The organism is Streptomyces sp. Wb2n-11 (assembly GCF_001049855.1).
GTDB lineage: Bacteria > Actinomycetota > Actinomycetes > Streptomycetales > Streptomycetaceae > Streptomyces > Streptomyces altiplanensis.
Map to the genome: position 1 here is coordinate 6,281,653 of NZ_CVPB01000001.1, position 23,937 is coordinate 6,305,589.

Sequence of the window (23,937 nt, forward strand, 5' to 3'; positions counted from 1 at the left end):
CTCTGCGCTCCGTCGTCCGTGAGGAGCAAGTCGGAGTGAGGCTGCCGGTCGCGGCATACCCTTAGGGGTCGCCTCACGCAACGGGCTTCAGGGGGGGGCGTGTAGCCGGGCCGCTGCCAGTGGGCTTACGTGGAGTGGCCTTGCGGCGGCGGGCCTTGGCCAGTGCCGACGGCCGGCCCTTCTCGCGGTTCATCTCCCGGATTTCGCGGCAGTCCTGGAGGCTGAACCGTAGAAAATTGGCGAAGCGGTGGTGAGGGAAGCCGCGATGGTTGACCACCTCTCGAAGCCACCTCTCGTCGCAGCCGATGACGCGGGCCGCTTCCCGCAGGGTGAGCATCACCTCGCCCTGCTCAAGGACCTGAATGGTTGCCTCGATTATGGCCTTGCGCTCGGCACTGGTGCGGTTTGCCTCCGGACTAGTCATGGCACCTCTCTTCCATCCAGGGCTGGTTGGGTGCTTCGTCAGCTGGTAGGCACTCGGACTTGAAGCGGGCGCCGGAACTTGTACGAACTCGTAGACGGATGGCCCTCGCGTGTCAGCGCGGAGCGCACCTCAAGCTGCGGCACTGCCGACGCTGTGCTGCAGCGATGTTGTCGAGTCGGTTCCCGGTGTGTGTCAAGTCCTCATGAGTGGCACTCCAGTTCGCCTATCAAAGCTCACTCTGAAAGCCTAACGACTGACTTATCGACTCGTCAATCAGGATCTCCTGCTATTCGGTGGTGGGTTCCGACTCGCTTGCCCAGCCGATCGCTATCAGATTTCTGTCGAATCCCTCGGATTGGGCTGTCTGTAGCTGGCCATGCATGTGAGCCTCGGTCACATGCTGGTGGGGACGGCGCGCCGGAGTAGACCTTTGGGGTCTGTGTGATCGCACCCTGTACGCGTGTTAGTCAGGAGCTGGGGCCAGCTGGCGGCCTGGGCTTAAGTCGCCGGGGCCGGGACGCTCGAAGCTCTGACCAAGGGGCAGGTCACGCGATTCTGAGGTCGCGGACCCAGGCCCCTTCGCGCCGGAGCGTCACCGCGAAGAGGTGGCACTCCGACTGCGCCCCGGCATGGCGCCGCCCCCTCACCAGCGGCCTCCGCATCGTCGAAGGCGACCGGGCCGCCACCGGCACCGACTACGACCTGGCCTTCCTCGGCGCGGGGATCAACGACGTCTGGCGCCGCCTCCAGAACCGGATGCCGGAGGCGGTCGACCTCGACGAGTACACCCGCCACTTCGACGCGATGCTCGACCGGCTCGGCGGCTACACCCGCACGATCATCGTCGTGAGCGAGACTCCGTTCGGGCCCGTCGAGGACCCCGGCACCGTGGCCGCCATGAACACCGAACTCGCCCTCTACAACGACGCCGCCCGCGCGGCCGCCGCCGCGTACTGCGCGCTGTTCCCGGACGTCTGGACGCCCTTCACCGCAGCTGCCCGGCACCTTGCCGGCCAGCGGTCACCACAGGCCGAGGGCTTCCAGGAGAGCTGGCGCTCTGGGCAGCGATGGCGTCAGCAGACCGGTGAGGAGGTCCTCGGGCAGCTCCGTCTTCGTGTCCAGCTTGATCATCTCGCACCACTGTTGGACTTGCGGCCACTGCGCTTTCCACGCAGGGAGGAGTTCGCCGCCCGGGATGGTCTTTAGGCACCTTCCGTCGACCAGGAGCGCGGCCGTTTTGGGGCCGACGCCGTCGGTGACCGTCGCTTTCCCCTCTGCCCCCATCGAGCGCTTGCCGGTGATCGTCTTCAGGGCAGCGATTCAATCACTTGCTGGTCGAGTCCCAGGGGCCGCGTAAGGATGGGGAGCCTGGCCGCCGCCCGGGGCGCGCACGCCCCGGGCGCCGATGCGTCTCGATCTGTTCAGCGGATGTTATGGATTGCGCCACGGTCCCAACCCGCGGAGTTATTCCAGAGGCGCTTCGGGCGTTACGCTGCGTTGGGCCGTGCAGTCAGGGCAACGTCCGAGACCCCGCCACGTCCCTTCCGCATCGGCGCGTGCCCGCACGGGAGCGGTGCGGCAGGCCCAGCGAATGAAGGACAGGTCAAGGTGAGCAGGGAAGAGCCCGCGGCCAAGCGCACGGTCGACGTCGTCGTGCTCACTATGAACGACCGGGACGCGGAGTTCCGCACCGCGATGACCTCGGTGCTCGCCCAGCAGGGTGTCGACCTGTGTGTCGTGATTGTCGGGAATGGCGTAGAACCCGACTACGTCCCCGATGGCGTGCAAAGCGTCACTCTTGCCGCAAACACCGGCATTCCCGAGGGGCGCAACGTCGGAGCGGACGCTCTGGCTGCCCATGGCGCCGAGTTTGTGCTGTTCTTCGACAACGACGCAGTCCTGCCGGACCCGCACACCCTCACCCGACTGATCGCCGAGTTTGACCGGCACCCGCAGGCTGCCTACGTCCAGCCCCGCATCGCCGACCCCGCCACCGGCCAGACGCTGGGCCGGTGGGTTCCCCGGCTGCGGTCCGGCGACGCCCGGCGCTCGGGGGTCGTCACCGTCATGGCCGAGGGCATCGTCCTCGTTCGCCGCGCGGACTTCGAGGCGGTGGGCGGTTGGCCCGGGCACTTCTTTCTCTTCCACGAGGGAGTTGATCTGTCCTGGCGGCTGTGGGACCTCGGCCGGGTCGGCTGGTACGCCGGGGACATCGAGGTGCATCACCCGACGACGAACCCGGCCCGGCACAAGCCGTTCTACCGGATGGTGGCCCGCAACCGGGTGTGGGTCGCACGCCGCCGCCTGCCGGCTCCGCTCATCCCCGTCTACCTGGCCGCCTGGATCCTGATCAGCATCTGGCGCTTCCGGTCCTCGGGAAATCTCGGGGTGTGGTTCAAGGGGTTCACCGAGGGGCTGCGCGGGGACGCGGGGGAGCGGCGGGCGATGTCGTGGCGCACGGTGTGGCGGCTGACGCGCGCCGGCCGCCCACCGATCGTCTGACCCGCCCCACGCCCCGTCGGGATCATCAGCCGACAGCGGCGATCCGTTCGCGAAGGTCCCGTACGGCCGGCATGGTCTTGTGCGAGGCCATGGTGGCGAGGAGATCCTGGAGGGGGCCGACGGTGCGCTGCGAGCTGATCTGGTCGGTGAGGTCCAGGGCCTGGTGCGCGGTGCCGCACGCCTGTTCGTGGTGGCCTTGGAGCCACTGCGCGCCGGCCATGCGGGTCAGGTAGAGGGCGTGGGTGCGTACCGCGCCGCCGTCGAAGGCGCGGGCGGCGGCCGCGAAGGTGGCTTCGGCGTCGCCCGGGCGCCCCATGGCCAGCTGGGTGGAGGCCCGCGAGCCCTGGAACTCGGCGAGGTTCATCCAGTACGCCCACTCAGGCTCCCGCTCGTCCGGGCTCTGCTCCGCGCGGTGAAGGTGGCGCTCGGCTTGGTCGAGATCGGACCAGCAGCGCTCGTCACCGAGATGGGAGCGGGCGCGGGCGCGGCGAGCGTGGACCAGTGCTTGCACCCGGGGTGAGGCCTTGCCGCGTACGGCGCTTAGGGCCGCGCTGGCGATCGACTCGGCCTCCGCGGGCCGGTCGCAGTTGTAGGCGGCGGCGGCCCAGAAGGTGAGGATGTGGGCGCCCAGGGCCTGGCCGTCGGCGCTGTGCGCGGAGTGCAGAGCGGACTTGAAGATCCGGTCGTCGCAGGTGCCATGAACGTCGAAGATGGCCCAGGCGCGCATCCGTTCCAGGTCGGCCGCCGCGGCGTAGAGGCGGCGGCCGTGGTCGAGGGAGTAGCTGCGGTGGGCCAGAAGGTCAGCGACCATGTCGTTGGCCGCTGCGGTCTCGCGGATCAGGGTGCCGCCGCCGTCCTCGTCGTCGGTGCGGCGCAGCGCACGGACCTTGCGCTCGATGTGGGTGACGGCGGCCTCGCCGATGCGCCGGCCGCTGGTGATCTCGCCCGCGGCCGCCGGGTCAGCGGTGAGCCAGGAGAACAGGCCCGCGGTCAGGGCCGACGAGCCGAAGATGAAGGACCGGCGATGCATGTCACTCCCGACTGAGTCTCTGAGCGCGTCCAGCGCGCCTTGGGGGGTCCACGGGAAGTCGCTGTACTGCTGAAGCGGGTCGAACTCGAGCCACAGGGACCAGGGATGGGTGTCGACGAGGTGCGGGTCGATGTCGAACAGCTCGGCCAGCAGCTTCTGTGTCTCCAACTCGGGTTCGCGGCCGTCCTCCCAGCGTAGGACTCCGGACGGTGCGGTTCCCAGAGGGCGTTTACGCTCGGCGCTCAGTCTGCGCAGTTCGCGGGCGAGATCAGGCCGGTTCATGTTCCGGGCCTGACGTGCGATGACTAACCGGTGGATCTTCCCCACTGTTCCTCCTGCAAGGGCCCCGCACGGGCGGATATCCGGGCGACGCTAGCGGTTCGGCACCCGGGGTGGAAGAGCATCGGGCGGTGCTCCGATGGTGCTCCTTGACGCACCCCAACGGCACCACCGGAGTGTCTTCCGCCCGTGGCCGGGCGGCAGCGAGGGTGAGTTCAGCCCGAGGTTGCGGCAGTGGATCTGCCACCGGGCACCGACGCCCCGGACGGCCACGAACGGAGCACCGCCTTGTCGTTCACCGAGACGCCCTTGGACTTCAGCACCCCAGAGCTGGAGGCTCTGGCCCTGGAGGTCATTCCCGAGCAGCACTTCGAGCTGCGAGCTGAGGACGCCCGCGACAGCTACTTCACCGACACCAGCAAGCTGGACGCCAAGCAGCTGGCCCACGACCGGTTCCGCACCAACCCGCTGGCCCTGCACGACCACTTGATCAGAGCCCTGGACCTGCGCAGCACCGAGGAACTGCTGGACCTGGGCTGCGGCAACGGCGAGATCCTGGCCCGGATCCGCCCCTACCTGGCCGCCGGCCACCTCACCGCCTTCGACATCGCTCCCGCCGCCCTGGAGGCAGCCCGGCAGCGGCTGGACGGAGTAGCCACCCCGTGCGAGTTCGTCGAGGGCAGCGCGGACGACCTGAGCGCCTTCGCCACCGACAGCTTCGACCGGATCATGGCCGTCTACATGGCGCACTACGTCACCGACCTGGACGCCTGCTTCGCCGAGGTACGCCGGGTCCTGCGCCCCGGGGGCCGGTTCGTGCTCGCCACCGACCGCACGGACTCCATGGTCGAGATGTGGAACACCCACTTCGCCGCGCTGCGCGAGATGAACGCCCCCCAGAGGCTGTTCCGCGCCACCCCCAAGGCCCGGATCTCCCTGAGCAACGGCGCCGAGCAGCTCGCCCCGCACTTCGCGTCCGTCGAACGCGTGGACTGGCATGACCAGCTGCAGTTCGGCAAGGCCGAGCACTTCATGGCCTTCTACCGCAGCTGCAACCACTGCTGCGCCGGCTCCAAGCCGGGCGACAGGCTGCCGTCGGCGTTCTTCACCGAGCTCGAGGAGCGCGTGCACGCCCACGTCCAGGCCGCCATCGAGACCACCGGCTACTTCGCCCTGACCAAGTACACCGGCCACTTCATCTGCTCCTGACCCCTCCTCACCTCCACCCGGGAGACCTCTGTGCCTGCCCCGCTGCACAACGACCTGACCGGCGCCCGCGTTCTGATCACCGGCGGCGCCGGGTTCATCGGCGCCGCGCTGCGCGCCACCCTGACCCGCGCCGGCGCACGCCCGGCCCTGCTGGACGACCTGAGCGCCTACGGGCCCACGACCCTGACCTTGCTGGGCACCGGCCCCACCGACCCGACCCTGACCATCGGCGACATCAACGACGAGCAACTGGTGCGCCGCATGGTCGCCGACGCCGACTACGTCGTCCACGCCGCCGCCCACTCCTCCGTCCACGGCTGCACCACCGACCCGGACAAGGCCTTCCGCTCCAACCTCGCGGGCACCGACACCGTGCTGCGGGCCGTGGCCGCCGCCCCCCACGTCCGCCGCTTCGTCCTGCTGTCCACCGCCCAGGTCTACGGCCACGGCGCCCCGCACGCACCCCGCGGCGAGCGGGCCGGCTACTTCACCGAGGACCAGCCGCTGGACCCGCTGAACATCTACGCCAACTCCAAGCTGTGGGCCGAGGGGCACACGCGGCAGATCCTGGACCTCGCCGGACGGGACTACACGATCCTGCGCCCGTTCAGCGTCTACGGGCCCGGACAGGTCCCCAAGCAGGGCGCCGCGTCGTGGGTGGTGGCGCAGTTCACCATGTACGCGGCCCTGGACCAGCAGCTGCTGCTCAACAACGGCGGCCGGCAGGTCCGCGACTTCATCCACCGCGACGACGTCGCCGAAGCCCTGCGGCTCTGCCTCACCGCGCCCGCGGCATCCGGGCAGACCCTCAACCTCGGCACCGGCATCCAGACTTCCGTCCGCCAGGTCGCCGAGCACGTGGCCCGTCACATCCCCGGCGCCCGGATCGTCGATGCCCCCCGCGTCGCCCAGGACCCGCTCGGCGCCTGCGCCGACACCACCCGCATGCGCACTGTCCTGGACTGGCAGCCGGCCACCGGCGTCGCGGACGGCATCGCCGGCTACGTCGACTGGGTGCGCACGACCCCCAACGCGATCCCCGACTGGATGCGCGCCGAGACCAGCACCAGCCGCATCGCCGCCTGGAGCGCCCCCGCCCCCCCGGTGACCCGCCGCCCCCGTTCCGAAGGAGAGAGCCCCGTGACGAAGCTGCGTACCGGTGTGGTGGGCCTGGGCTGGGCGGGCACCGTCCACGCCCGCACCATGGCCGCCTTGCCCGGCGTCGACCTGGTCGCCGTCAGCGACCTCGACCCCGCCAAGCACACCGCCTTCCCCGACATCCCCCTGTACAGCGACGTGGAGGAGATGCTGCGCCTGGAGCTGGACTACTGCGTCATCGCCACTCCGAGCGCGACCCACGAGCACTACGCCCTGGCCCTCGCTGCGGCCGGCGTACCCGCGCTGATCGAGAAGCCGCTGGCGCCCACCGGCGCGGCGGCCCGCCGCATCCACGACGCCTTCGCCCGCACCGGGACCTTCGCCGCCGTCGGGCACACCGAACGCCACCAGGCGCCGCTGACCGAACTCGCCCGGCTCCTTCACGGCGGGGACTTCGGCGAACTGTGGCAGATGGAGACCCGACGCCAGGGCCCCTACTCCGGCCGCATCCTGGACGTCGGCGTCGCCCTGGACCTGCTGGTCCACGACGTCGACCTGGTCTCCTGGCTCGCCGGACAGCCCATCGAGTCGGTCACCGCCGCCACCCGCACGCTGGCCGGCCCGTACGAGGACACGGCCACCGCCACCACGCTCCTGCGCGGCGGGGTCCTTGCCCACCACCACGCCGACTGGATCACCCCGTTCAAGCACCGCCAGGTCCAGGTCCACACCGCGGCGGGGGTCCTGACCGCCAACACCGTCGCGGGCACCCTCACCCACCACCCCAACACCGCCTCCCCGCCCCAGCGGGGTCCTTCCCCGGCGTCCAGGGGGGCGAGGCACGGCTGATCACGCTGCCCGCGCAGGAGCCCCCCTTCACCGTCGAGCACCGGCTGATGCGCGACGCCCTCCTCGGGGCCGGCCCCGCGGCCTGGTGACCCTGGCCGAAGGCGCGCACGCCGTGGCGGCGACCGAGGCGCTGCTGACGGCGGCGGGCTCCGGACAGGCCACCGCAGTGACCGCCCGCGAGCCCGCCCTCACCTGACCGCCCACCCTCGGAGGGGAGAGACCCTGTGCCTGTTCAGCCTGAGCGCTCTCTGCGCGAGTTGGCCGCCGCCCGAACGCTGCCGGAGCACCCGAGGATGGACGCCGCCACCCTCGACTGGATCGCCGGCAACCCGCCCCCGCCCGCCGCCGACACCCCCCGCCTCGCGGCGGACGACATCCCCGTGCTGACCCCCGACCCGGCGTGGTTCACCAGCCCCGTGCAGGCCGAGGGCCTGCACGGCATCAGCCACGGGGCCCGCACCAGTGTCCTCGCCTTCCTCCTCGCGCGCGCCCACAAGCTCGACGGGCCGCACACCGCCGCGCTGTGCACCGCGGCCGCCCTCCACGACTGCCGCCGCCACGACGACCGCGCCGACCCCGAGCACGGCCGGCGCGCGGCCGACTGGTTCACCGAGCATGCCGAGCACGTCCTTCCCGCCCTGGGACAGGACGTCCCCCCAGCCCTGCGCGAAGAGGCGGCCTCGGCGATCGCCGTGCACAACCTGCCCTACGACGCCTTCACCCCCGCCCAGCACACCGCCTACCAGCGAGCCCCGCACCTGACCGACCTGCTCAAGGCCGCCGACTGCCTGGACCGCTACCGCCTACCGCTGGAGCGCTGGTGGCCCAACCTCACCCACCTGCGCATGGCGGTCCCCGACTGGCTACCGCCTCTCGCACACGGCCTGGTCGTCCACAGCGAGCAAGCCCGCTTCCACGGCGCCGGACACCGCGACGCGCTCACCGACGCCCTGACTGCCCTGACCCGATAGAAGAGAGAGGGGGGATGACCCTCGTGTACGCCGCCTGGGACCCCGTCCACACCGACTACGCCGCCGACACCGCACTCCCCGGCCCCCGCGGGCTCGCCGAGAGCACCGACGACTGGCTCGCCATCCACCGCGGCGCCCCGAACGGACACCTGCTGCACCCCGACACCAACCAGATGCTCGCCTCCCTCACCAGCGGCGGGCCCGTCCACCTGATGCACACCACGCCCTACCTGGACGCCATCCGCGCCTCGGGCGAGCTCCACGGCTCCGGCGGCTGCCTGGTCGGCGCCCTGTACTGCGCCCCGCTCACCGCCACCCCCGACGGACTGCGCCCGCACAACCTCGGCACCTACCTGCTGCAGACCAAAGCCGACACCAAGACCCTCGTCTTCGAGGTCCGCCCCGAAACACCCGCGCCGCCCAAGGGCTTGAACTACCTCCACCTCGGCGGCATCCACCTGGACACCTACCTGACCCACTGCGGATTCCTGACCGCGGGCGAGGACGACCACCTCCGGCAGAGCGCCGTAGGAAGGCTCCGTGAGGCTTCCGGCTTCCTGGACCTGCTGCTCGCCGACGCCCGCGGCGAGCGCACCGCCTCCACGACCGCGTTCTTCCACCAGCTGGCCGCGACCGTCCCGCACATGCCGTTCTTGGGCTACCTGTACTTCGAGGTCCTGTCCGAGTACCTCCTGTTGCACTCCAGCAGTCCCGAGACCAAGACGTACGCGTTCGCCGGAGAGATGAACAACCGCCTCTACAAGGAGGTCGCGTTCTCCGCTGTCAAGACGATGGGCCGCCTGTTCGACCTCGCCCTGTTCAACCCCGACCGCACCCAGCTCACCGAGCTGATCGACCGGATCGACCCCGCGCTCGCCCTGGGCGCCGACGCCTACGTACGCCGGCGCCTGCCGCACCTGTTCGCCTGCGCCGCACTCGGCCCCGACCGCGACGCGGGCGCGGTGTCCTTCCGGCACGCGGGCACCGACTTCGACACCCTGGCCACCATGGCGCCGCACCTGGCCGGACAGCTCGTCTTCCGCGAGATGCGGGCCCTGCCCCGCTACCCAGCGCTCTTCCCGGTGTTCGAGCAAGCCAAGGCGACCTCCGTGTACGCGTACTGGAACAGCCAGAACATCGCCGTTCCCTTCAACGGAGTGCTGCCCAAGGGTGAGCTCGGCCTCAACCTCGCCTTCCCCCGAGCCTCGTGCACCGCGTGGGTGGCCGAGACCTGCGAACGCGGGCTGCTGCACCCCACCGAACAGCTCAACCTCCTGCCCGTCCCGCGCCTGGCCGACCTGCGCGGCACCGCCCTGGGCCGCGCGGCCTTCCCCGGCCCGCCCGCGCCCCCGGCTGGCCCGTCCACGCGCCCGGCTCTGGTCGGCGCGACCTCCGCCGCCTGACCACCCCCTTCCCATCCACGAGGAGCACCTGATGCGTATCGTCCTGCTCGGCGGCGCCGGTTACCTGGGCACCGTCGCCGCCCGTCACCTGACCGAACTGGGCCACCACGTCACCGTCGTCGACGGCCTGATCTACAGCCGCGGCGACGACCCTGCCCGTCTCCTGCCGCCGACGAGCACCTTCGTGAACGCCGATCTGCGGGATGCGGACGCGTTGCGCCGGGCGGCCACCGGCGCCGACGCCGTCGTCCACCTCGGCGGGCTGGTCGGCGAGCCCGCCTGCGCCCTCGACGAAGTCCTAGCCGTCGAGCTCAACTACGCCTCGCCCGTCCTGGCCGCCGAGGCGGCCCGAGCGGCCGGCGTCGAGCACTACGTCTTCTTCTCCTCCTGCAGCGTCTACGGCCGCCACGCCGGCACCGTCGACGAGGACACCGCCCCCAACCCGCTCGGCATCTACGCCCGCACCAAGGTCCTGGCCGAACGCACCCTGACCGGCCTGCTGGAGGACCGGGCACTGAGCGTGCTGCGGCTGGCCACCGTGCACGGACGCTCCCCGCGCCAGCGCCTGGACTCCGTCGCCAACCGCATGACCGCCCAGGCCGTCGCCACCGGGCACATCCCGCTCAACGGCGGCGGTCAGCGCCGCCCCCTCGTCCACGTCGCGGATGTCGCCGACGTCCTCGCCAAGGTCCTCGCCACCCCGGCCGGCCACCGGATCTTCAACGTGGGCGCCGAGGAGGAGAACTACACCATCGCCCAGATCGCCGCCGTCGTGGAGCAGGCCGTCCCTGGAACCCGCATCGACGCCGGGCCCGAGCGCGACGAAGCGGACGCCCGGGACTACCGCACCAGCTTCGCCCGCCTGGCCGCCGCCTTCCCCGGCGCCTGCCCCACCCCCTGGCCCACGGCGTGCGCGAGGTCGCCGCCGCCTACACCAGCGCCTTCGCCCACCTGCCGGGCCTGGCAACACCCGCTGTCGTGGCCGGCGTTGAGCACGGCTGGTTCCTCTACGCCATCCTCATCGACCCCGCCGCCGCGCCCCTGGACCGCGACCAGCTCGCCGCCGCCCTGCGCTACGCGGAAGCCGCCGTTGAGCACACCGCCCGCAGTAGCCCTCTCGCCCGCGCTCGCGCCTGGGGCCGCATGGCCACCGCCCACGCCGCAGCCGGCGACATCAGCGCCTTCCGGGATGCCACCGACCGCTGCCGGAACCTCCTGGAACACCGTCGCGACGACGACCCTCCTTCCCTGTACTACTTCACCCCCGAACAGGTCTCCGCCGAGGCTGGCCATGCCCTCGTCGAACTCGCCGCCACCAACCCCGCCCACACCAGGCGGCTGCTCGCTGAGGCGACCACGCTTCTGTCTCCCCTCACCGACCACGGCCCCACCAGCGGGTTCCCCCGCTCCGCCCTCCTGCACGGCATCCACCTCGCGCACGCCCACCTCCTCGCCCGCGACCCTGAAGCCACCGCAGCGACCCTTCTGCAACTCGCCGACCGGGTACCCGACGTGCAGTCCATCCGCTGCCGCAACCTCCTGCGCCGGATCCGTCGTTCAGCAGGCGCCCGTATGCGCGCCCCGGACGCCGCCCGTGCGCTCACCGCCGTCGACAGGGCACTATCGGCTTCATGACCTCCGTGCCCACCGCCTCCGACGCCCCGGCCGCGATACGCCTGACGCCTTCCGTGACCGCCGCGCCCTACGATCACCCGGACGCCCGCCGCCTGACCCAGGCCCTCCGCGCCGAACAGCACACGTTGTACGGCTTCGCCGATGACCCGGACGCCACCCCCGAGGCGGACTTCGACCCGCCCGCCGGCCTGTTCCTCGTCGCCCACGTCGGCGGCGAGGCGATCGGGTGCGGAGGCGTACGCCTTCTCGACGAGCACACCGCGGAGATCAAACGCATGTACGTCTCCGGTGACGCCCGTGGCCACGGAATCGGCCGGTACCTCCTCCAACGTCTCGAACGGCATGCAGTCAGCCGCGGGGCCACGCGGATCATGCTGGAGACCGGACGGCGCAACACCGCCGCCCTTGCTCTCTACCAACGGGCCGGTTACCTGCCCTGCCCCTCCTACGTGGTCGGACGCGACCCCCGAGTCAACCGGGCCCTGACCAAGCCCCTCAGCAGCAGTTCACCGCGATAGCCGGGGGACCGCCCCGCCCGGCGCCGGCTTCCTGCCAAGGAGGGTGAAGTGCTCTGTCGCGATGATCGACTGGCGCTCCGCTGCGGGAAGTCGGGAGAGGATTCCGGGAAGGGGCCGCTCCCTCGCTGCTTCGCTGCGGTGTGCCAAGATCGCGGTCATCTTCCGGTCCGTGCAGTCGCTTACGTCGACCGTCTCGGTGACGTGCTCGTCCGGCACGCTGAGCACCTTCTTGCCGACCCGCGTCAACAGCACACCCAGTTCGCCCACCCCTGAATCCGGGTGTGTCGCGGCGTACAACGCATCAGGCTGCCACGGCGCCCCGGCCTGCGGGTAGAGGTGTTCCAGGCCCGCGGCGTGAAACGCCAGCAGGGTCACCTGGTGGGTGCGGAGGTGGTCCGGGTGACCGGTCAGCTGGCCGTAGGCGTCGTGGGTGACGACGACCTGTGGCCGTACGGCACGGATGTGTTCGACGATCAGCCCCGCCACCTCCTCCAGCGGAGCGTCGCAGAGCCGGGGCCTGTTGGGCGCGGAGTCGGGGATGCGGGCATCGGCGAATCCCAGCATTCGCGGCCTGCCCGCTCCCAGGATGTCCAGAGCGTCGGCGAGTTCACCGGCCCGGTGGCTGTCGGGCGCCCAGGTAGCGGTGACCACGGCCGTCGCGGCTCCCGCGGCGGCGTGCTGCGCGAGGACGCCGCTGGCCAGGAGGGACTCGTCGTCCGGATGACCGAAGACGCCCAGCAGGGAAGTCCGGGATGCAGAAGAGGACGGAGGCACGGGTAAGACCCTTTCTCTTGAACGCGGTCGCGGGAGGTGGTCGGTGCCGGCCTACCTGCCGGGGGAGGCGTACGGCTGGAAGTGGGCGCGGGGGTGATCGAGCGGGAGGGCGGGGTTCCAGGCGGTCAGGCACTGGGCGCTGGGCACGAACAGCGGCTGGGGCAACGCGTCGAGGCGCCAGAACCGCCAGGATCCGATGGCTTCCTCTCGTTGCTGGGGAGTGCCGGACCAGCGGGTGATCAGGATGGGCACCGTCAGCCGTACGACGTCGCCCACCCGGTCCAGGAGTGTGCCCAGCACCTGTACGTCGTCGGGCCGAGCCACGAGGCCGGCCTCCTCGTGGAGCTCGCGGACGGCGGCCTCGGCGAAGGTCTCGTCGGGTTCGACGGTCCCGCCGGCGAGCTCCCAGGTGCGGCGCCGGTGTCGGCCGAGCAGGACGCCGTCCGGGCCGTGCACGATCACACCCACCCCGAGGGCCGTGTTCGGCGGGGGAGGTGCGTTGGTGCGGGGGCGGCTCGGCACGCGCTCCGGACGGCGCGCCGTGTACAGCCGGTAGGAGACTGCGTTGTCCGTCGTCGGGGAGTCGACCGCTGTGACCGCTTCCAGGGTGAGGCCGTGTTGGACCAGGAGGTCTTCCCACAGCTGCACGCTGAGGACCCACATGTTGACAGGGTGGTCCTGGGTTGTGCCGGGCAGTCGCAGGTTCTCGGGGCGGGGGGTCACTTCGTTCGAGGGCCCGGCGCCGTCGGAGTTGGTGTGCAGCGCGGAGAAGATGAGGCGTCCGCCCGGTTTGAGGCCGTTGGCCAGGGCGGGCAGCAGCCGGTTGGGGTCCAGGTACGGCACGGAGCCGACGGAGTAGATCAGGTCGTACGGGTCGGCGGCGCGCAGGTGGTCTACCGCGTCGGCGCACACCAGGTGCAGGCCGGGGTGGTCTGGGTAGCGGGTGAGAGCGCGCTGGTGCTGGGTGGGTGAGGCGTCGACGGCGGTGACCTTGGCGCCCAGGGTGGCCAGGTTCGCGGCGTGCCGGCCGAGGCCGCTGCCGAGGTCGAGGACGCGTAGCCCCGCTACCTCGCCGAGGGCGTTGATGCCGGGGCCGACCTCCGGAACTCCCCAGTCCCACTGGTCCAGCTCGGGAAGCTGCAGTCCTCTGGTGAACTGGTGGGTGCCGTAGGTGTTCCAGATTTCAAGGGTGTCCTTCTCGGTGGTCACCGAGTCCTCCATCAGCAAGGGGTGAGTGGGGGTCAGGGGTGCAGGGCGTAGCAGCGGAGCACGTCGAGGTCGGCGGTGTGGACGGCGGACCAGCCGGAGGTGAGGGTTTCGGTCTCGGCGGGGCTGATCCCGAGACCTTGGAGGGGGTCGGTGTCCTCGCGGCGCCCAGCGATCTCGGTGACCACCCAGAACGTCCCGCCAGGGACGAGGAGGCGGCGGACGCGGTCGAGGAAGGCCGCCTTATCGTCCATCCACCGGTAGACCAGGCGACAGGTGATGACGGCGTACGCGGGCTCCGGCAGGCCCGTGAGGTCGCTGGTGGTGATGTCGGCGCACCGCCACGCCGGACCGGGGGCGAGGCCTTCGTCGTAGGCGGCGGCGAGTGCGACGGCACTGGGAGAGATGTCGATGCCGGTGGTGCGGTATCCGAGCTCGTGGTGAAGGTGGCGGGCCAGGGTGCCGTCGCCACAGCCGATTTCGAGGGCCGGGCGTCCACGCCCGGGACCGAGGCATTCGTCCATCAGCCGACTCTCGGGGCCGTCGAGCTGCCGGTACCGGCGGCCACCTGCCCAGAGCGGTTCCCAGTACGCGGCGGTCGAGGTCGTCATGCGGCTCCTTCACGGGCGCGTGGGACGGCGGTGCGCGAGGGCGGGACGGGCATGTCCCGCAGGGCGCGGACGGGGGAGAAGAGCAGGAGGATCACGGGGACGATCTGGAGGGCCGCGCCGATGGCGAGGGTGCTGCGGACGCCGAGGCAGAGGACCAGGGCGCCGGCGGCCGCGGCGGCCAGGGGCCGGGCTCCGGCGGTCACCGTCGTGCTCGCGGCCTGCATGCGGGGCTCGCACAGGATCTGCCTGAGGGGCCTCTGGCTCGCCCCGGAGGCTGTGGCCCAGAACAGCTGGACGGCCAGCGTCCCGGCGAGCGCGATCTGCCAGCGCAACCCGGGTCCGGCGAGAAGGAGAGGGACTTGGGCCAGCGGGCTGACCGCGAATCCGATGATGATCGTCGGCCCGAGGCCGATCCGGGAGGCGATGCGCGGGGCGAGGAGCGCCCCGGCCAGGCTGCCCGCACCGCCGATGCCCATGATCACGCCGAACGCCGTCGGGGATACGTGCAGGCCCACGAAAAGGTGGTACGCCCAGTACGTGTTCATGATCGCCAGGCCGAAGCTGAGCGTGGACAGGGCGCCGATCACCGTGCGGATCATGGGCTGGCCTGCTACGTAGCGCAGGCCTTCCCAGATGTCCCGCACGAGGCTGCGGCGGCCTTCGGCCGGCGCAGCGACCGGCTCGGGGGTGCGGATGCGCCACACGAGCAGCGCGGAGATGAGGTAGGAGAGGACGTCGGCGAGGAGCGAGCGGGCGGTGCCGACGGCGCCGACCAGCGCGGCGCCCGCGTTGCTGCCCGCACTGTCGGCCACGGATGAGGCCGCGCCGAGCCTCGAGTTCGCGCCCTGCAGCAGGTGAGGTTCGACGAGGACGGGCAGGTAGCTGATGGCGGCCGCGCCGTGCACGATCTTGGTGATGCCCAGGATGACGGCGACCGCGTACAGCTGGCCGATGCCGAGCACCCCGGCGAAGGCGGCGGCCGGGATGGTGGAGAGGGCCGCGGCGGCGGTGAGGTCCGCGGTGATCATCTGGGGGCGCTTGGCGTGGCGGTCCGAGAGCGCGCCGGCCGGGAGCGCCACGACGGCGTTCGGCAGTTGGCCGAGGAAGGCGAGCGTGGCGATCTGGGTGGTGGAGGCGTGGAGTTCCAGTACGGCCAGGGTGGGGAGGGCGACGGTGCTGACCGCGGATCCGGACAGGCTCGCGCATTCGCTGGCGACCAAGCGGCGAAGATCCGGAGAGGTGACCGTTGCGGGCTTGCCGTGTGGGTGGAGGTCGTCATCCGGCCTCACCGCCCAGCAGTTCCGGGGCGATCACGTTGGCGTAGAGTCGGCCGGTGGCGAAGTGGGTGAGGACCGCGTGGGTGAAGGGGTGGCAGTCGGGCGGCGGGGCGGCCGGGTCGACCCACACCAGCTCGGTGTGCGTGCCCGGCTCGCGGTTGTACGGGGTGCCCTCCCACTCCCGCACCGTGAAGGCGGCGCCGATCACCCGCTCACCGTCCGCCGCGTGGAAGTGGAGCAGCTGGCACAAACGCAGGCGGTCCGGGCTGATGTGGATGCCGACTTCCTCGGCGAGCTCGCGCGCCGCTCCCTCGTCGAGGAACTCGCCGTCCTCAAGGCGTCCTCCGACGACTGTAAGCATCCGGGGGGAGTGCCAGGACGTCGCCTGGTGCCGGACGGTCAGGATCTGGCCGTCGGCGGGACGCTGGAGCAGGACCATGACGTTCCCGATACTCCGGTGGGCGGCGCTCACGGCTGGTCCTCCCTCATGAGCCGGTCCAAGGTCCGCAGGCCCCGGGTGGTGACCTCGGCGTCGCCGTTGTCCGGGCCCCAGGCCAGGCAGTTGACCGCGTCCAGCGCGCTCAGGCAGCGCAGCGCGTGCCGCTCGGCGTCCGTCAGCTCCCTCCCGTAGGACTGGAGGAAGGCCTTTTCGCGGTCCGGATGGTCGGCCCACTGGGTGGTGGCGAGGATGACGAAGTCCTGGATACGGCCGGCCGGTCGGCACCGTTCGAAGTCGATGAGGGCGAGCCCGTGGCGGGACCACAGCCAGTTCCTCGGCTGGTTGTCGCCATGGACATATCCGACGGGCACCGGGCCGACGCGGCGAAGACGGGCAGCGTGGTCCCGGATCAGCTGCTGCTCGTCCTGGTTGAGACGGTCCCCGGCGCGAGCCAGGTACTTCTCCGCTCCGTCAGCGGCGGCGGCCAGGGAGGCTTCGGCCTCCCCCCGGTCGTTGCGGTCGAGTGGCCCGGCCTCGTGGAGCCGGGCGCAGAGCGCTCCGGCCTGTTGGTGCACGGTCCGCCACTGGGTGGCGTCCAAACCGAGTTCCTTGACCGGGGCGCCTGGGACCGCGGTGAGCAGCAGGGCCAGGTCCTGGGCGCGGCTGTCGATGAGGTGGGGTGCCCGGTGTCCGAGGGCGGGGATGACGTGGCGGTAGGCCCGGCTCTCGCGGGTGAAGAACTTCACCGAGGGTGAGACCTTCAGGTAGTGGTGCACCTGGCGTTCGCCCTCCAGGTCCCACACCCGGGAGCGGTCCCAGTCGTGCGAGGCGTCGCAGACGGACACGACGGGGCCGATCCGTCGTTCCGCCCAGCGCTTCAGGGCCGCAGGCAGCGGCTTGATCGGGCTCATCCGGCAGACCTCGTGCCCGGGCGCGGGACGGTGGAGCGGCAGGGCCCACCGCCATCAGGTTCGGTGCGGTCGGGGAACACGGTTCCTCCCGGAGGTGTCGGTCGCGTGGGTCTTCGGGGGCCGGATCAGCCGGACAGGTCGGCGGATCGAGGGGCCCCGGCCGTTGCCGGACGGCCGGGGCCGGCTCGGAACTGCGTTGAGGGCTCAGGTGGGACCGGGCGCACCGCCGGTGCGCTGCTCCAGTTCCCACAAGGTCCGAAAGAGCCCGGGCTCGCGGGTGAGCTGCGCGTACGTGCCCTCTTGGACCAGGCGGCCTTGGTCGAGGACGACGATCCGGTCGGCCACGGCAACGTTGGCGAGCCGGTGCGTGATCAGGAGGATGGCCCTGTTCTTGGCCAGGTCCCGCAGGCCGGTGAAGACATGGTGCTCTGCCCGGGCGTCGAGGGCGGCCGTGGGCTCATCCATCACCAGCAGGCTGGCCTTGCGGTGAAATGCCCTGGTCAGGATGACGCGTTGCCACTGTCCGCCGGACAGTTGGTGGCCGCCGAACCATTCGCTGGTCAGGAGGGTGTCGAGGCCGGAACGGAGGGCGGGCAGCATGTCCGCGGCTCCGGAGGCTTCGCATGCCGCCATGAGCGCGGCGTCACTGGTGTCGCCCTGCCCCAGGGTGACGTTGTCGCGCAGGGTCAGCGGCAGGTAGGTGAACCGCTGCGGTGCCACCGCTACGTGCTTCCACGCCTCCCACGGATCCAGCCGCGCGGTGCTCGTGTGCTCCCAGGCCACTTCCCCGGAGGTCGGCAGCAGCAGCCCGCAGATCAGCCGGGACAGCGTCGTCTTCCCCGACCCGTTCTCCCCGACCAGTGCCACGATCTCCCCGCGCCGTACCTTCAGCGACACCCCGGCCAGGCTGTCCTTGTCCGCGCCGTCGTACCGGTAGGTGACGTCGCGGACCTCGAACCGCTCCGGAGGCGCCGACAGTACCTCGGAGCCGCGTGAGGCCACCATCGCCTGCCCGTGCGCGTTGTCGATGAAGTTCTGCCAGTCCTGCACGTACCAGCCGGTGCGCACCAGCCTCGCGCCTCCGTTGATGATGCCGCGTACGGAGCCGGTTGCCGTCTGCAGGGCGAAGACCGCGCCGCCGCCGGCCGCCAGGTCCATCCGGCCGGAGACCAGCAGCCACAGCAGGGTCGCCCAGACCGCCGCCGAGGCGACTCCACCGGCCGCCGCACCGGCCAGGCCCATCCAGGCCCCGGTGTTCGCGGCCTCGCGCTCAGAGACGTTGACGGAGGCGGCCAGGCGCCGGTAACGGCCCAGGAGAAACGGGCCGGCCAGGCAGGCGCGCATCTCCTCGCTGGACTCCATGTAGGACATGTGCCAGCGCAGCTTGTGCAGCATCCGCCGGCGCCCCGACGTCTCCAGGCCCGCGAGGTACACCACGCGGGCCGCACGCACGTATGCGGCGGCCTGCGGCAGGCACGCCAGGAGAAGCAGAGGCAAAAGAACCGGGTGAATCACGGTCAGGACCGTGGCGCCGGCGGCGAGGGTCGCGGTGGCGGCCAGCACGTCCTGGGCTTCCTCCACGAGGTCGGGGGTGACCTGCGCGCCGCGGTCGGCGATGTCGTACTGGTCGTTGTACCCCGGCTTGTTGTTCGCCGCGGCCTCCGCGCCGAGAGCCGCCTCGACCATGCTGACTTCCGCGGCCCGGGCGAGCACCGGCCGCAGCCGCCCGGTCAGCCAGGTCACCGTGACCCCCAGCAGGGCGCGCAGCCCGGCGGCCACGGCAATGACGGCCAGCTGCGGAGCCGCCTCCCGCAGCCGTTCGGTGATGTCGCCGGAGGAGATCAGCGCGGTGAGGGTCCCGGTGACGGCGAACAGACCCAGCGCGGCCAGCACGCCGGTACCGATCTGGCACGCGAGCAGCCCGGCCGTCGCGCCCCGGTCCACCTGCCACGCCATCCGCAGTGACCGGCGAACCAGCACGGGCAGGCGCCGCGCCATCGTGGTCGTCGTCATCTGCGCGCCGGCCTGGAGCCGGGACTCGTCCCGGTACTGGAACTCCTCCTCCTGCGCCGTGCCCCCGCTGTCCGGTGGAGTCCCCTCCGCTTCGTCCGTGCTCGGCTGTGCGGCTGTGCTGCCCGAGGTCAAGTCGATCCCCCTGTCGGTCGTCACGGCTGGTTCGTGAGGCTCAACGACGCAGCCCTGATATCGAACACACGTTTTTCAGACGGTCCCGAAGCCCCGGGATAGAGCGTTCGAGGAACCGTGGAAGCTGCACCGACCCAACTCCCGCAACGGCACTGCCACCAACGGCTGTTGGCCGAATCGCCGAGGTTCCCAGGCGCCGTACGCCAAAGGGCGCGTTGGTGCGTATGGGGCCCGGTGGACTTGTAGAGTGCGGGGCTTCCGGTACGCCACGACCCCTGTGGAGCTGACTGTGCACGTGCTTGGTGGCCGCCTTCGAGCGGCCGGTCCCGGCGGAACCCCTCCTCGGGCCGAAGGGAGGGCGATGACCTGTGGCGATCGCTGACTCCGACATCGCGGCCGTGCTGGACGCCTACCTTGAGCGCTACCCGCAGGAGGCCGGACAGCTCGCTGAGCCGCTGCGGCTCCTGGCCGAAGGCCGGGGGTTCGCCTCGCGGCGGACCTTCCCGATGCACGTCACCGCCGGCGCGCTGCTGGTTCGCGACGGCGCAGAGATCCTGCTGATCGAACACCTTGCGTACGGGATCACTCTGCAAACTGGAGTACGCGCGGGTTCGAAGAAGACCTCAGTCAGCATGCCGACGTGTAGCGGCAGGTCAGACGTGCAGGTGCCGCCACATCGACGCCGTACTGGAATCTCGGCCGAACTCCTGAAATCCAGGAGTCACTCCTGTAATCTCACCGTCTGTGTCGGAATCCAGGAGTCCCCTCACCCTCGTGCCGCCCACGGCTGGACAGGCCACCGCAGCCGGGCCTGATCTTGGCGCGACCGGTCCTGGCTTGGCCGATGTGGTGCTACTGCAGCGGCGTGCGGATGCGCAGGTTTCCACAGAGGACGAGGAGCGGTTCTTCATCGACACGCTGGCGGAGTACCAGTGGTCTCGCGACGTGGCGGGGCTTGCGGCCTCCACGCTGGAGAACTTGATCCGACCCGTCGTCGAAGTCTGCGACTACTACCACCTGCCGCCGTGGCGGATCACGCCGCGGCATGTAGATCAGTATTTCGCCGGGCCTGGCAAGCGGGCGGGCGCGACGGTGCGCCAGAAGATGACGCGGATCGATCACTACTACGCGTTCCTGGAACAGCGCTATGGCGGGGAGGTGTTCCGGCGGTTCGGCGCGGTCGTCGAATCGCCCGTCGATCCGTTCAACCGGCCGGCACACCGCGGTGACTACACCCAGCGGATCCCGCCGTCGGCCCGTGCGATGCGTGAGTTCTTCGCGACCTGGCGCGCGGATCTGCCGAACGCCAGGAAGTTCGCGGTGGCCTGCCGCGACTACGCGATGGCGAAGCTGGCGTACATATCCGGGGTGCGGGCCTCGGAGTTGTGCGGGATGACGATGAGCGACTTGCACTGGGAAGCCGGATCGTTCGGGCGGTTCGAGGTCATGGGCAAGGGGGCCCGTCGTTCCGGGCCGCGGCCCCGGGAGGCGTATATGTTCGCCACCGGCCGCGAACTGCTGTGGTGGTACGTCGAGGAGGTTCGCGGCTCCTTCTGCGACGACCCGGAACACCCGTTGGCGCCGGTGTGGCCATCGGAGCGGCTGCCGGGGAACGTCGCGATGCTCAATGTGAAGGTGGCCCCCACAGTGACGCCGTCGACCTTCCGCAAGGCCGTGGGCCGGGCCTCCGACCGGTATCTGACCGGCCCGGTGTCCGGACTGCATCCGCATCTTCTACGGCATGCCTGCGCGACGCACTACTACGAGTCGGGCATGTCGCTGTGGGAGGTTCAAAAGGTCCTTGGACACGAATGGACCACGACCACGGTTCGATACGTAAGAACGGCTCAGGGAGATCCCGAGCTGGCCAGCATGCAGGCGGCTAACCGTGCGGTACAGCGTCTGCAGGTGGACAAGGGGAGTCTGCGGTGAAGTGGAAGCTGCGCTGGGCGGCAGCGGAACGCGATATTTGGCGTCCGTCGGATCTGCTGGTGGCGTTCCGGCAGGTCGGGTTCAGCCCGTCGCTGAGCAAGGTCGCGGCGATGTGGAGTGGGAAGCCGGTCACGGTGCGTCTGGATGACCTGGATCGGATGTGTGCCGCGCTGGGCTGCCAGGTCTCCGACCTCCTGGAGGCCGAGCCGCACGAGGTGCAGTTGCCGGCCGATGTCGAGCAGACACCGAAGGCGGTCGGCTCGGAGAGCTCCGGTGCAGTGCGTCCGGTGCCTCGCGCCGGACGCTCGCCGCGGTCACTGCCGCCCAACTGAGGATGGGGACACGGCCGAAGCGTCCGAAGCGACCGGGACGCGTGGGGCACTGCTCTGGCTGCCTGGGGTGGGGCTGGCTGGTGCAGCCGCCGTACTGTTCGCCGTGCCACCAGACCAGGTCGAAGCCGGGTCGTCGCAAAGGCGCCTGTCGACGCTGTGACCGGGTGTGGTTCGTCAATCCGGAAGACCTGTGCCGGCCCTGCGTCGAGGAGGTCGTTGCCACTGACGCCGACTGGTACTTCAGCCCACCCTCAAGCCCCCGGCCGGTGCAGCTCACTCTGATCTTCCATGGGCTGCCCAAGCGTCCGGCGACGCCGTTCGGACCGCATCGGAAGCACTCCGACGGCCGTTATCAGCTTCCGACGTGGGCAAAGGCACAGCGGCCCGCTCCGATCGCCGACGATCCACGCGTCCTGCCACCGGCCGTTCCCGGGCAGATTGCCCTGTTCGAGTGCCGTGGACGTATCAGCATCGACTTCGCGAGCCGAATCCGTGACCGTCCGAGCCTTGGCCTGGACGCCGTCGAGCCGGCACTGGCCGAGTTCGTCGCAGAGCGCAGCTACACCGGCTGGTGGCTCCCAGTCGCCCGCGATGTCGTGCGTCTTGCCCTTGCACTGGCCGCGGCGGAGGGCAAGACGCTGGTCGACGACGCCGTCCTGGCCTGCATGCCGCGGTTCGCCGGCGCCGCCGCCGAGGCCCTGCGCCGCTCAGGACTGCTCGACCCGGATTGCGAGCTGCGTCCCGCCCCACGCGGGCCAACCGTCGTCGCGGGGCGCGAACCGCGAAGCTGCGCGCTCTGCGGCGCCTTCGGCGGCACCGCAGAGATGTGTGGGGCCTGCCGGGTTTGGGCACTGAGCCGCCCTGACTCCGCCGGCGTCTGTGGGCGCTGTCAGCATCCTGCACTGGCTATACGCGATGGCTGGTGCCGCACCTGCCTCGTGCACGTCCAGGAGCAGGGCATCGACGCTCACGGCACCGACTGGTGCCAGCTATGGCTCGCCGACAGCGCCGTCGGGCTGTCCGAACGTCCCATCCAGCTGAGCTGGCGACGCACCGAGCCCTCTTCCCCCACCGACAGGAAGGCGATCGCCGCCCGCACGTCCGTCGGCCTCTCGCCCCACCTGCTCGTTTCTGGACAAGGCGAACTGTTCAAGGTCCGGCGGGACTGGGTGAACGCGCGGACGACGCTGGAGAGCTATGCCTTGTCACCAGCGGCAGCCAGCATGCTGGATCGGTTCAAGTGCCACGGCCAGGAGCACGGTTGGAGCAGCGAGAACCTCTCCACAGCCGCCAGAACCCTTCGCATCCTGTTCGGATGGCTCGGCAACGCGGCCCCGATCCCCGAGCAGGACATCAGGCTCCTTAACGAAGTGGGACTGCGGACCCGCAGGGTGCTGCGATTCTTGGCCGACAACAGCCTGGTCATCCCCGATACCGCGCGCCAGAGCGAGCCACGTGAACATGCCTCGCACCGCATCATCGCCAGCCTGCCGTCCAGCATCGTCCCAGAGATCGAAGAGTGGGTCGTGCTGCTGCGAAGGGAAGACCGCAACGGCCGGCCCCACGCCCGCTACGCCACCATCAGGAACTACCTCACCTATGCCCACCCGGCCCTGGTCGAGTGGGGGCGACGCTACCGGACACTGCGCGAGGTGACCCCGGCCGACGTCGACGCCGCAATCGAAGCCCAAACGGGAGAGGCAGCACGCCACATGGGGATCGCGCTCCGCAGTATCTTCCGCACGCTCAAGCGCAACAAGACCATCTTTCGCGACCCCACCCGCGGCATCGTCGTGCCTCACGGCCCCACACGGCCGCCGCGCACGCTCCCCAGCGATATGGTCTCCGGGCTCATCGACCGCGCGACCGGAGCCGCTGATCGCCTGGCCGTGGCTCTCGTCGCGATCCACGCGGTCGGCCAACGCGAACTCACGCGCATCCTCGTCGACGACCTGTCCGTGAGCTGCAGCCGCTTGCTCATCCGGCGCCGCCACGGCCTTCGCGTCATCCACCTCGACGAGGTCACCGTCAGCCTCCTCAACCTGTGGCTGCACGAACGACACCGGCGCTGGTCCGCAACGCGCAATCCGCACCTGTTCATCAGCCAACAGACCGCCGCAGAGACCGGACCTGTCGACGCCTTCTACCTATGGCGCATATTCAAGCCGCTGGGCATCAACCTCACCCAGCTGCGACGCGATCGCATCGTCGACGAAGCCCGCGCCACCGTCGATCCAGTCCACCTCATGCGGGTGTTCGGCATCACCGCCGACACTGCGCTGACCTACATCTATGCCGCCCATCCGGATAAGCGCCCCGACCGGCTTCACTGACAGCAACGGCCCCGGGCCTACAACCTGCTGCGCATGTTCGGACGCGACGGCCGCGTGGC

21 protein-coding genes and 1 pseudogene are annotated in these 23,937 nt (G+C 70.6%); 13 read left to right on the plus strand and 9 right to left on the minus strand.

What is annotated here, in order from left to right; translation table 11 throughout:
- Nucleotides 1-73: 73 nt before the first annotated feature.
- Nucleotides 74-424 (minus strand): MerR family transcriptional regulator, encoded by a 351-nt coding sequence (locus tag BN1555_RS28715; protein ID WP_093802072.1) that lies wholly within the window; start codon nucleotides 422-424, stop codon nucleotides 74-76.
- Nucleotides 425-865: 441 nt separating this feature from the next.
- On the opposite strand from BN1555_RS28715, the gene BN1555_RS28720 reads away from it, so the two are divergent.
- Together BN1555_RS28720 and BN1555_RS28725 are read left to right on the plus strand one after the other, a co-directional pair.
- Nucleotides 866-1,630 carry a GDSL-type esterase/lipase family protein gene (locus tag BN1555_RS28720; protein WP_093802073.1) on the plus strand — a complete coding sequence of 255 codons (765 nt, stop codon included), beginning with the start codon at nucleotides 866-868 and terminating at the stop codon, nucleotides 1,628-1,630.
- Between the two features lie 402 nt (nucleotides 1,631-2,032).
- Nucleotides 2,033-2,926 carry a glycosyltransferase family 2 protein gene (locus tag BN1555_RS28725; RefSeq protein ID WP_093802074.1) on the plus strand — a complete coding sequence of 298 codons (894 nt, stop codon included), beginning with the start codon at nucleotides 2,033-2,035 and terminating at the stop codon, nucleotides 2,924-2,926.
- A gap of 25 nt (nucleotides 2,927-2,951) precedes the next feature.
- Here BN1555_RS28725 and BN1555_RS28730 read toward each other — a convergent pair whose 3' ends face one another.
- Nucleotides 2,952-4,238, minus strand: a complete 1,287-nt coding sequence (locus tag BN1555_RS28730) for an NsdA family TPR-like regulatory protein (protein ID WP_176710154.1) — start codon at nucleotides 4,236-4,238, stop codon at nucleotides 2,952-2,954.
- A gap of 231 nt (nucleotides 4,239-4,469) precedes the next feature.
- Between BN1555_RS28730 and BN1555_RS28735 the strand changes: the two genes are divergently transcribed.
- The 7 genes and pseudogenes from BN1555_RS28735 to BN1555_RS28765 all read left to right on the plus strand — a co-directional run bounded on the left by BN1555_RS28735 (nucleotide 4,470) and on the right by BN1555_RS28765 (nucleotide 11,918).
- Complete coding sequence (locus BN1555_RS28735; RefSeq protein WP_093802076.1) at nucleotides 4,470-5,444, plus strand: class I SAM-dependent methyltransferase; 975 nt, start codon at nucleotides 4,470-4,472, stop codon at nucleotides 5,442-5,444.
- Nucleotides 5,445-5,474: 30 nt separating this feature from the next.
- A complete protein-coding gene (locus BN1555_RS40685) occupies nucleotides 5,475-7,391 on the plus strand; it encodes an NAD-dependent epimerase/dehydratase family protein (protein ID WP_255306212.1) in 1,917 nt (638 codons plus the stop codon).
- Nucleotides 7,392-7,615: 224 nt separating this feature from the next.
- Complete coding sequence (locus BN1555_RS28750; RefSeq protein ID WP_255306213.1) at nucleotides 7,616-8,362, plus strand: hypothetical protein; 747 nt, start codon at nucleotides 7,616-7,618, stop codon at nucleotides 8,360-8,362.
- A gap of 14 nt (nucleotides 8,363-8,376) precedes the next feature.
- The gene (locus BN1555_RS28755; RefSeq protein ID WP_255306214.1) at nucleotides 8,377-9,765 is read left to right on the plus strand and encodes a hypothetical protein; all 1,389 of its coding nucleotides are present in this window, start codon (nucleotides 8,377-8,379) and stop codon (nucleotides 9,763-9,765) included.
- Nucleotides 9,766-9,796: 31 nt separating this feature from the next.
- Nucleotides 9,797-10,480, plus strand: a pseudogene (locus tag BN1555_RS39160) (NAD-dependent epimerase/dehydratase family protein); the annotation flags it as partial.
- 194 nt (nucleotides 10,481-10,674) lie between these two features.
- Complete coding sequence (locus tag BN1555_RS40690; RefSeq protein WP_255306487.1) at nucleotides 10,675-11,400, plus strand: NsdA family TPR-like regulatory protein; 726 nt, start codon at nucleotides 10,675-10,677, stop codon at nucleotides 11,398-11,400.
- Complete coding sequence (locus BN1555_RS28765) at nucleotides 11,397-11,918, plus strand: GNAT family N-acetyltransferase (RefSeq protein ID WP_093802078.1); 522 nt, start codon at nucleotides 11,397-11,399, stop codon at nucleotides 11,916-11,918. Before BN1555_RS40690 ends, BN1555_RS28765 begins: the two co-directional genes overlap by 4 nt.
- On the opposite strand, the gene BN1555_RS28770 is transcribed toward BN1555_RS28765, so the two are convergent.
- From BN1555_RS28770 to BN1555_RS28800, 7 genes are all read right to left on the minus strand, one after another.
- Nucleotides 11,907-12,692 carry a PIG-L deacetylase family protein gene (locus BN1555_RS28770; protein ID WP_093802079.1) on the minus strand — a complete coding sequence of 262 codons (786 nt, stop codon included), beginning with the start codon at nucleotides 12,690-12,692 and terminating at the stop codon, nucleotides 11,907-11,909. The two genes, BN1555_RS28765 and BN1555_RS28770, sit on opposite strands and share 12 nt — an antisense overlap.
- 51 nt (nucleotides 12,693-12,743) lie before the next feature.
- A complete protein-coding gene (locus BN1555_RS28775; RefSeq protein WP_255306215.1) occupies nucleotides 12,744-13,901 on the minus strand; it encodes a bifunctional class I SAM-dependent methyltransferase/NUDIX hydrolase in 1,158 nt (385 codons plus the stop codon).
- Nucleotides 13,902-13,933: 32 nt separating this feature from the next.
- Nucleotides 13,934-14,509, minus strand: coding sequence for a class I SAM-dependent methyltransferase (locus tag BN1555_RS28780; RefSeq protein WP_093802081.1), 576 nt, complete (start codon nucleotides 14,507-14,509; stop codon nucleotides 13,934-13,936).
- Nucleotides 14,506-15,729 (minus strand): MFS transporter, encoded by a 1,224-nt coding sequence (locus BN1555_RS28785; protein ID WP_255306216.1) that lies wholly within the window; start codon nucleotides 15,727-15,729, stop codon nucleotides 14,506-14,508. Before BN1555_RS28785 ends, BN1555_RS28780 begins: the two co-directional genes overlap by 4 nt.
- A gap of 55 nt (nucleotides 15,730-15,784) precedes the next feature.
- A complete protein-coding gene (locus BN1555_RS28790; RefSeq protein WP_255306217.1) occupies nucleotides 15,785-16,258 on the minus strand; it encodes an NUDIX domain-containing protein in 474 nt (157 codons plus the stop codon).
- A complete protein-coding gene (locus BN1555_RS28795) occupies nucleotides 16,255-17,136 on the minus strand; it encodes a phosphotransferase (protein WP_093802083.1) in 882 nt (293 codons plus the stop codon). Before BN1555_RS28795 ends, BN1555_RS28790 begins: the two co-directional genes overlap by 4 nt.
- A gap of 204 nt (nucleotides 17,137-17,340) precedes the next feature.
- Nucleotides 17,341-19,305: an ATP-binding cassette domain-containing protein gene (locus BN1555_RS28800; protein ID WP_255306218.1), complete on the minus strand. Its 1,965-nt coding sequence runs from the start codon at nucleotides 19,303-19,305 to the stop codon at nucleotides 17,341-17,343.
- Nucleotides 19,306-19,649: 344 nt separating this feature from the next.
- Between BN1555_RS28800 and BN1555_RS40695 the strand changes: the two genes are divergently transcribed.
- From BN1555_RS40695 to BN1555_RS38565, 4 genes are all read left to right on the plus strand, one after another.
- The gene (locus BN1555_RS40695) at nucleotides 19,650-20,096 is read left to right on the plus strand and encodes an NUDIX hydrolase (protein WP_255306219.1); all 447 of its coding nucleotides are present in this window, start codon (nucleotides 19,650-19,652) and stop codon (nucleotides 20,094-20,096) included.
- Nucleotides 20,097-20,127: 31 nt separating this feature from the next.
- Nucleotides 20,128-21,213 (plus strand): site-specific integrase, encoded by a 1,086-nt coding sequence (locus tag BN1555_RS28815; RefSeq protein WP_369689037.1) that lies wholly within the window; start codon nucleotides 20,128-20,130, stop codon nucleotides 21,211-21,213.
- Nucleotides 21,210-21,545 (plus strand): helix-turn-helix domain-containing protein, encoded by a 336-nt coding sequence (locus BN1555_RS28820; RefSeq protein WP_093802085.1) that lies wholly within the window; start codon nucleotides 21,210-21,212, stop codon nucleotides 21,543-21,545. The genes BN1555_RS28815 and BN1555_RS28820 overlap by 4 nt, the downstream gene beginning before the upstream one ends.
- Nucleotides 21,546-21,709: 164 nt before the next feature.
- Nucleotides 21,710-23,878 carry a hypothetical protein gene (locus BN1555_RS38565; protein ID WP_141662892.1) on the plus strand — a complete coding sequence of 723 codons (2,169 nt, stop codon included), beginning with the start codon at nucleotides 21,710-21,712 and terminating at the stop codon, nucleotides 23,876-23,878.
- The last annotated feature ends 59 nt before the right edge of the window (nucleotides 23,879-23,937 follow it).